General features: G+C 47.6%; 8 protein-coding genes. 6 read left to right on the top strand and 2 right to left on the bottom strand.

What is annotated here, in order from left to right:
* Positions 1-296 precede the first annotated feature (296 nt).
* Positions 297-1,043, top strand: coding sequence for a hypothetical protein (locus tag QUA50_RS15220; protein WP_333264841.1), 747 nt, complete (start codon positions 297-299; stop codon positions 1,041-1,043).
* 91 nt (positions 1,044-1,134) lie between these two features.
* Here the strand turns inward: QUA50_RS15220 and QUA50_RS15215 are convergent, their stop codons facing one another.
* Entirely contained in the window at positions 1,135-2,157 is a 1,023-nt protein-coding gene (locus tag QUA50_RS15215) for a tetratricopeptide repeat protein (RefSeq protein WP_333264842.1), read from the bottom strand.
* A gap of 351 nt (positions 2,158-2,508) precedes the next feature.
* A complete protein-coding gene (locus tag QUA50_RS15210) occupies positions 2,509-2,871 on the bottom strand; it encodes a hypothetical protein (RefSeq protein WP_333264843.1) in 363 nt (120 codons plus the stop codon).
* A gap of 345 nt (positions 2,872-3,216) precedes the next feature.
* Here QUA50_RS15210 and deoC point away from each other — a divergent pair, with 345 nt between their 5' ends.
* The 5 genes from deoC to QUA50_RS15185 all read left to right on the top strand — a co-directional run bounded on the left by deoC (position 3,217) and on the right by QUA50_RS15185 (position 8,705).
* Positions 3,217-3,897 carry a deoxyribose-phosphate aldolase gene (deoC, locus tag QUA50_RS15205; protein WP_333264844.1) on the top strand — a complete coding sequence of 227 codons (681 nt, stop codon included), beginning with the start codon at positions 3,217-3,219 and terminating at the stop codon, positions 3,895-3,897.
* A 266-nt stretch (positions 3,898-4,163) separates the two neighbouring features.
* Entirely contained in the window at positions 4,164-5,039 is an 876-nt protein-coding gene (recO, locus tag QUA50_RS15200) for a DNA repair protein RecO (RefSeq protein ID WP_333264845.1), read from the top strand.
* A gap of 231 nt (positions 5,040-5,270) precedes the next feature.
* Entirely contained in the window at positions 5,271-6,842 is a 1,572-nt protein-coding gene (locus tag QUA50_RS15195; RefSeq protein WP_333264846.1) for an MFS transporter, read from the top strand.
* 27 nt (positions 6,843-6,869) lie between these two features.
* The gene (locus QUA50_RS15190) at positions 6,870-8,096 is read left to right on the top strand and encodes a glycosyltransferase family 4 protein (RefSeq protein WP_333264847.1); all 1,227 of its coding nucleotides are present in this window, start codon (positions 6,870-6,872) and stop codon (positions 8,094-8,096) included.
* 180 nt (positions 8,097-8,276) lie between these two features.
* A complete protein-coding gene (locus QUA50_RS15185; RefSeq protein ID WP_333264848.1) occupies positions 8,277-8,705 on the top strand; it encodes an NUDIX hydrolase in 429 nt (142 codons plus the stop codon).
* Positions 8,706-8,874: the final 169 nt, after the last annotated feature.

Raw genomic sequence — 8,874 nt, 5'->3', positions numbered from 1 at the left:
CAGTCCAAAAAGGACTGGCGGGACGCCCATCCCACAAACTTGTGGAAGTTATTTAATTCTCATTCCTAATGATATTATGCGTAGGTAGTATCATTGAAAAGTCCCGACAAATTGAGGCTACTACTTAGCTCCCGCACTGCCAATTTGCTACCAGCAGGTTTTGTGCAAGTACGGGATATTTACGTGTATCCTATATCCTCCTGTAGCCTCTGTGCGATCGCCAGATTTAATCCGGTGAAAACAGGCAAACACAAGTAACCATATACAACTCCTTACCCCCCCCTCGGAAGTGCGACATGAAAAAACTAATTTTACTGACTGGAATGCTACTCATGATGACGGCAAAATCAGTATTTGCCAGCCCAGTAGCCCCCAAAATTGCACCGAGCGAGCTGATGGCTGCCTCGGAAATTACAGAAACCCTTAACAAACCCGTTACTTCTGAATCAGTTTCAAACCTCGAACCGATCGAGCGAATGTCAACCTCGGAAATCCGAGAAACAATCAACCAACCCACCACCTATATTTTTGAAGGCATCAAAGGGCGAGAACTCACTCTCTCACTGTGGGCGGGACAACTGACAGCCGAACTGTACAGTCCCAATGGTGAAAATATGGGGGTTATTGAAAAAGCAGACAATCAGTGGATTGGCCAGTTGCCAGAGTCAGGCATCTACCGGGTGCGAGTTACCCCGAAAGGTGAAACCACCAGCTTTGTACTGGGACGCGACTTTAACGCCAAGTGGACTTATAGGCCCGATCGCGCAATTCCCATAGCATTCAAGGAAAAACAAGCCACAATTAAACTCAAAATGTCCGGCTACCAAATCCAGCCCATCACGGTTCAAGGCAAGCAGGGACAGACAATTAGGGTGACAGCTAGCACCAAAAATCTAGATCTGGCGATCGAATCTCCGTCGGGACAACTTCTGGATCAAGGCGAAGGTCAAACTTTTGCTCAACTCCCCGAGTCCGGCACTTACCGGGTGATCGTAGTTGCCAAGAGGCCGGTCAAGCCCTCAATCCGAGTTTCCTTGCAATAGCAAAGATTGCAAAAATACTCTTGAGGGCGATCGAACTTGGGCCGCCCAAAAAAACAGCTCGCCCCATTGGCGAGCTGTTTTTTGTGTAAAATCAACCTTGGATCAGCGCTTCAAAACGTTCTTGTTTCCAAATGCAGCTTAAATCCGGGTCAGCTAAAGCTAGCTCTCGGTATAAATTAGGGATAAACTCAACAGCCCGCTGCAAATTGTCAAGGGCCAAATCAGCAAATCCCAGTAGCGCATAACAGCAAGCTTTATTGTAAAAAGCATTAGCAAAATCAGGAGTTATTTCTAAGACTGTTTCGTAGCAAGCAATCGCCTCAGAGTAGCAGCCTTTTCGCGCCAATTCCACACCCTGGTTGTACCAAATTAAATAATCTTCCAAGGGACGCTCAGATGTGGGAGTAAACTTGGAATTTCTCTGATTTAAACCTACTAATTTCTCCAAAGCAACTCTCCGTTCGCCCACAGCTTCGGCTCTGCCCGGTTGTAGAGCGATCGATCGGCTAAAACTAGCTACTGCTTGTTTGTAAAGTCCCATAGAGTTTGCAGCTATACCGCGATTGTACCAAGCCTTCGCATCGTCAGGCTTAAACTCGATCGCCCGGTCAAAACTGTTGAGCGCCTGATAGTAAAGCTTGAGTTCCAACAGGGCATTACCTCGGTTGTACCACGCCCAAGCAGACTCCGGATACAAATTTAAACAGCGATCGAAACTCAGAACCGCCTTCTCGTACAGCCCCATCTCGATCAGCGTCAGTCCTCGGTTGTGCCAAATACTCGCCGCGCACGGACTGAACTCCAGAGCCCGGTCAAAACTATTGAGAGCTTCCAACCACTCGCCCAATTTTCCTAAAGCAATAGCCCGGTTGTGCCAGCCAAAGCTCGCATTCGGCTGCACCGCCAAAGCCTCATCAAAACTCTTCAGCGCCTCTAAGTGCCGTTCTAAATTCCCCAAAGCCATACCTCGGCCGAACCAAGCCTTATAATGATCTGATTGCAACTTCAAAGCTCTGTTAAAGTTCGCCAGAGCACCATGATCGTCGTTAGCTTCGAGGTGGCGCGATCCCAGATGGTAATACCAAGCTGCTTCCAAGTTTTGAATTAAGTTCATAATATTTTGTATCTATCTTAGGGATGATTCTACATGAAACCATACCTGGAATAAAACTGTAATTCCACTAAAAATATGAAAAATTTGATACAGGGCGATCGCCCGTACACAGTACCCGTAACAAACTCAACAATTTGCGGTCGAAACTAACTATTTTCCTCTAGTAAAAAGCTCTTTTAGCTAACCGCACTCATCGTTTTTTAGAGCTGCTGCCAATCTTAACTCTGCGTGAATCACGCAACTCTTACCGCATCCCGAATTAGGTTTGCAGTTACACAAAAAGTTCTAGGGCGCCCCAAGTCTAACTGCAAATCTCCTAGTGCTAATAGCTTCTACTTCTGGTTGCCCAATTCAAGCAATCACAACCGCTGTTTTAGCATTCTCACTCAACATCAACTGGCCTGTTGCATCAATACTAAAATCTGTCCCCAGCACAAAACCCTTGCCCATCAACCGCTGGCAAACAATCAGCGCAGTAATCCGGCGAATTTCTTCCATCACGTCAGCAGGAATCAAATAACTCAAACTCCAGATTACGGACTCGCAGTCATACCAAATCAAACGCTCAATACTGACAATCATCAAAGCAGCTAAACTGTCAACCGACAGCCGCCCTCTGAGATCCGCAATCAAATCCTTACCAATTAAACTATTGCGAGTCATCATCGCTCTAGCCATCTTCCCAATTTCTTGTTCTAGTTCTAAATGATTCATGCTTGGCACTGGCTTTTATGTTTTTAAAGCACTACTCAGAGTAAAAACAGCAGCCGCTACCAGGCTCTGCCCTAGCGTAGCTGACGCAGGCTCTACCGCAACTCCTTTTAACAAAGTATACCTAAAGACAGATCAAAAATGTATCTAAAGGCAGATACCAAAATATTTTTTTGACATAAATTGGCAAACCAATTCCCACAATAGTTTTTGCGAGCAGCGAATTGAGTATTTATGCTCGATCGGGTCAAAGTAAAGTCGATCGATTTTAGATTTTAGATTTTAGATTTTAGATTGGTAAATTCGATACATACTTAATAAAGTAGTTACTTCGGAGAAAAAACAGCAATGGCTGCAAACCAGGCAGACATCGATATTGCCCCCTTGATCGACTACGGCCTGATCGACCCCACCGCCACGCCAGAGCAAGTAGAACATTGTTGCCAACAAGCAGAGAGATTTGGCTTTGTCACAGTTTGCGTGTATCCCGCCTACGTCAGACAAGCAGTTGAGCTGCTGCACGGCAAACGTCCCAAAGTCTGTACAGTTATAGGTTTTCCCACCGGTGCTTCGACTTCAACGGTGAAACTTTACGAAGCTCAAGAAGCAGCAGAGAATGGAGCCGTAGAGTTAGATGTCTCTGTTAACTTAGGATTGTTGAAAGCTGGAAGAATCGACGAATTCCACCGGGAATTAGCCCAAATTTCCGAAGAAACTAATCTCACCATTAAAGCAATTATCGAAAGTTCGCTCCTTTCCGATGCCGAAAAACAATTAGCGGCCCAGATTTGTATGGAAGCTGGCGTCGCCTACATCAAAACCAACACTGGCTTTTTTGGCCCGGCGAAAGTTGACGATGTGCGACTGCTGAAGGAAGTTACCAAGGGACGGATTGGGATTAAAGCGGCCGGCGGAATTCGCACTCACGAACAAGCTATAGATTTGGTAGTAGCTGGGGCAACTCGTTTGGGGACTTCCCGCGGCCCGGAATTAATCCGCCAGCGCGATAATTTAGATAAAAGTCATTAGTCATTAGTCATTAGTCATTAGTTATTAGTTATTAGCAATGGCTAATTGGTAATGGCTAATGGGGAATTGGTGCGCCCTTACGCACCCTACAACTAAAAGTTTTGCCTATTGGACTGTTTTTGCTAGTGTCTAATAACAATACTTCGGACAGTTTTTGATTGCCAACTGTAGAATGACTGTTCTAGGTCGATCGAGCAACGAGGACAATGCAACTGTCGGAAGTAATGTAGTAAATCTAAAATCTAAAATCTAAAATCTAAAATCGAGTGACTCGAACTTACAAAGCAACTGGAATCAATCTTAAGAGTGCACCCATCGGCGAATCCGATCGAGTGCTGACAATTTTGACGCGGGAATTCGGCTTAATTCGAGCCGTAGCACCGGGTGTTCGCAAACAACGATCGACCATTGGCGGCAGAAGCGAATTATTTGTCGTCAACGAATTGCTAATTGCCAAAGGCCGATCGCTCGACAAAATTACCCAAGCCAACACCGTAGAATCCCATCCCGGTTTGAGCCGCAACCTGGGGAAACTCGCAGCGGCGCAATATCTGGCCGAATTGGCGATCGCCAGCGCCGTTTCCGATGAGCCCCAAGAAGACCTGTTTTGGTTGCTGGGCGAACATTTGAGCCGTTTGGAGCGTTTGTCCGATCGCACAGAAATCCAATCCGCCGCCGTGCTGATGGCTCACCTCTGCCACGGTATTTTTCACCTGCTAGCCTTAGCCGGCCTCGCGCCCCAAGTCCAAGTCTGCTCCGCCACCAGAGGGCCGCTCATCCCAAATTTCAGCGATCCGAACTGGCAAACCGGGTTTAGTATACCCTCTGGGGGAACCTTCAGCTTGTCCGAACTAGCTAACCTAGAGGCAGAACTCTCTTCAGAAATCGGTAGCTTGTACAAAGCCGCCTCCCGTTCCCGGCAAACGAATGGCAGCAAACACTTGACAAATTTCGAGATAAATGCTAAGGAATTAGCAGCGCTGCAACAGTTGGCTAGTCCAGAACTAGGAGAGGGGATTGCCGATCGAACAACTTGGGTATCTGTCGAAAATATTTTGCGACAATATGCCCAGTATCATTTAGGTTGCACGATTCGATCGGGAAGCTCGATCGACACCTACCTAGAGAGTTTTGAGTTTTAAATTTTGAGTGTTGAGTCAAAGAGGTGAAGGGGCGATCGTACATCGCACCCCCAGCCTGCCGGATACCCGAACCTGCCGGCCTTTTCAGGTAAATTCTCAAGATTGTTGCGACATCAGATAATAGATAGAGATAAAGTTACGAGATTATTAATAAACTTAGGGCTTAACACCTCAATTTTAAATTCCCATCCCCCCAACCTCCACCATCCCAGGCGAGCCACCCCAAATCCTATGATGCGACTGTCCGATTCTGATTTGACAATATCTGTGTTAGCTGTGACCCACCACAAAATGGAAGAACGAGAAAATTTTCCCGATTTTCGCTCGGAACCCGCCTTGACCGATCGACAATGGAGCAACGTCCAAGACCCAGAAATGGATAAATATCCCACAACGAAAGAAACAGAGTCAAGCAACGGCAAAAGCCAAGAACCCGAAGCAATCCCCCCGGTACCAACAGCAGAGTCAGCAGCAGAACTCTCCGAAGCAGTAGCCGAAATTCCCGAACAAGAAACAGGATTTCTGCCAGTTCTGAAAAACCGAAATTTTTTAGCATTGTGGAGCGGGCAAGTTTTCTCTCAACTAGCAGATAAAGTTTATCTCGTACTGACGATCGCCCTCGTGGCCAGCCGCTTTCAAGCGCCAGATCAAACCATCAGCAGGTGGGTATCAGCAATCATGATCGCCTTTACCATTCCCGCAGTGCTGTTTGGAGCCGCCGCAGGCGTGTATGTCGATAGGTGGTCGAAAAAAGCAGTGCTGGTAGCCACAAACCTGCTGCGGGGAGGCTTTGTTCTAACCTTGCCCGTGCTGCTGTGGCTCTCAGACGGGTGGGAACTCGGTCAACTGCCGCTCGGATTCTGCTTGCTGCTGCTAGTGACATTCCTAGTCTCGACTCTAACTCAATTTTTTGCCCCAGCAGAACAGTCAGTGATTCCCCTAATTGTGGAACGCCGCCACCTGCTATCGGCAAACTCCCTCTACACCACAACCATGATGGGTTCGGTGATTATTGGCTTCGCAGTCGGAGAACCCTTACTAGCTTTAGCCGACACCCTATTTTCCAACCTCGGCGGCGGACTCGGCATCGGCAAAGAATTAGTAGTAGGCGGAAGTTACGCCTTCGCCGGAGTGCTGTTGCTGTCGATGAAAACAGGCGAAAAAAACGAAGTCGAACACGAACCGCCCCACCCCTTAGCAGATTTGCGAGACGGCCTGCGTTACATCAACGATCAACCAAAAGTCCGCAATGCTTTAATTCAACTAATTATTCTATTTTCCATTTTTGCAGCTCTGGCAGTTCTAGCGGTGCGGCTGGCAGAAATCCTCCCCGGTATGAAAGCATCGCAATTTGGCTTTTTGCTGGCGGCGGTGGGCGTTGGCATGGCTGCTGGGGCGACGACAGTCGGCTATCTCGGCCATAAATTTTCTCACTCCCAACTGAGTTTAATCGGATCGATTGGCATGGCACTTGCTCTGATGGCCCTTTCTGCGTTTACACAGCATTTGTGGCTGTCGGTGCTGTTCATTACCCTGTTGGGTTTATTTGCCTCATTGGTGGGAGTGCCGATGCAGACTACAATTCAAGCAGAAACCCCAGAAGAAATGCGGGGAAAAGTCTTCGGACTGCAAAACAATGCCACTAATATTGCTTTGAGTTTACCGTTGGCTTTGGCCGGGGTAGCCGAAACATTTCTGGGTTTGCCGACAGTATTTTTGGCTTTAGCAGGATTAGCGATGGCTGGGGGTGTCTTAACCTGGTATATTTTCCCTAGCAGTAATACCAAAGTCGATCGAATCTAAATAAATAACAAACTCTGATTTACTGGAATGCACATCGCTTGGCTAGGAAAAAAATCACCTTTTTGCGGTAACGTCACTTACTCCAGGGAAGTCACCAACGCACTATTAGACCGGGGATACCAGGTCAGTTTCCTGCACTTTGCCCAAGAGGCGGACTCACTCGACAGGAACAGTACGGGGTGGAACATGGCAAATGGTTCGTGGGGAAAGGGAATTGCTCAAACCTCATATACCAATTCGCTCTCGTCCGCCAGTTGCAACGAAGTCTCTTTACCCTGTCACTACAAATCGCAAATTTATACGATTCCCACTCTCAAGTCGCGCACAGTGTTGATGAAATCTCTGCGCCGGCTCAAACCCGATGTTGTTCACGCTTCCCTGACGCTTTCGCCTCTGGACTTTCTGCTGCCAGAAATTTGCCAAGAATTGAATTTGCCTCTGGTGGCGACTTTTCACCCGCCGTTCGATCGCAAATTGCGGAATTTGACATCGGGAACCCAACACCTGATGTATCAACTGTACGCCCCGTTTTTGGCGAACTACGACTCGACGATCGTTTTTTCTCAAATTCAGCGGGATATATTGGTGAAGTTGGGAGTGCCGCAGGAACGGGTAGCCGTGATTCCCAACGGCGTCGATGCTGTTAAATATTCTCCAGGGCCTTCGGGGTTGAAGTCGGAATTAAAGGCCGATCGAATTTTTGTTTACCAAGGCCGCATTGCCCAGGAGAAAAATGTCGAGTCGATGCTCAAGGCCTGGAAACACTGTAATTTTGGCCCTGGGAACGTATTGGCGATCGTAGGCGACGGGCCCCTAGCCGCCTCGCTGCAACTGTTTTACGGCGAAGATGATGGCATTGTGTGGCTCGGATTTGTCGCCGAGGAGGAACGCCGGATCGAAATTCTGCGGGGCGCAGACGTATTTATTTTGCCTTCTTTGGTGGAGGGACTGTCGCTGTCGCTGCTGGAAGCGATGGCCTGCGGTTTAGCTTGTTTGGCCACCGATGCCGGTGCTGACGGCGAGGCATTGGAGGAAGGCGCGGGGATAGTTTTGAACACTCAGAGGGTACGAAGTCAGTTGCAAACCTTGCTGCCGCTGTTTTGCGACCATCCTGAGTTGGGAATGCTGCTTGGTCAAAAAGCACGCCAACGGGCGATGGAGCGATACACTCTCAGTCAGAATATTACTGAGTTGGAAAAGCTGTACTCAGAGGTTTTGCAAAGGCAGCGCGTACTAATTCGCGGTTTAGCATAACAGATTTTCTGGCTCGTTTTGTAGGGTGCGTCGCTAGCAGATGTTAAATGTAACTTGCAGATTCTTTCGAGCGACGCACCTTACGATAGTTGAGTGTTATTTGTTATCTGTTATTTGTTACACATAAAATCATTAATACCCCATGACCAATGACCAATGCCATGACCAATGCCCAACAAAATGACTTACAAAAATCCCGCTCCTACAGTTGATATTATCATCGAATTAGCCGATCGCCCCCATCGCCCGATCGTACTCGTCGAACGCCGCAATATTCCCTACGGCTGGGCAATTCCCGGCGGCTTTGTCGATTACGGGGAATCGGTAGAAGCGGCGGCCAAACGCGAAGCTTTAGAAGAAACGAGTTTGAATGTAGAATTAATTGAGCAATTTTACGTTTATTCTGACCCCAATCGCGACGCGCGCCAACACACAATCAGTATTGTATTCTTGGCTTCTGCAACGGGCGAACCTCAAGCCGCCGACGATGCTAAAAGTTTACAATTTTTTGAATCTTGGCAGATTCCTCGTGAATTGTGTTTCGATCACGATCGCATTTTACGAGATTATTGGCGTTACCGTCATTATGGATTGCGGCCGCGTTTGTAGGAGGGGAGTTTTTGTTTCTTTTTTCATTTCACATCTTGCACTAATGTCAGGAACAGGCAAGATGCCTGTTCCACAAAAAAATTCAATCTTCTTTCACTAATTTCAGGAACAGGCAAGATGCCTGTTCCACAAACAAATTCAATCTTCTTTCACTAATGTCAGGAACAGG

This window comes from Microcoleus sp. M2_D5 (assembly GCF_036701935.1).
In the GTDB taxonomy this organism is placed as follows: Bacteria; Cyanobacteriota; Cyanobacteriia; order Cyanobacteriales; family Microcoleaceae; genus Microcoleus.
The sequence above is the reverse complement of the archived record's forward strand: the minus strand, read 5'-3'. Positions and strand labels throughout refer to the sequence as shown.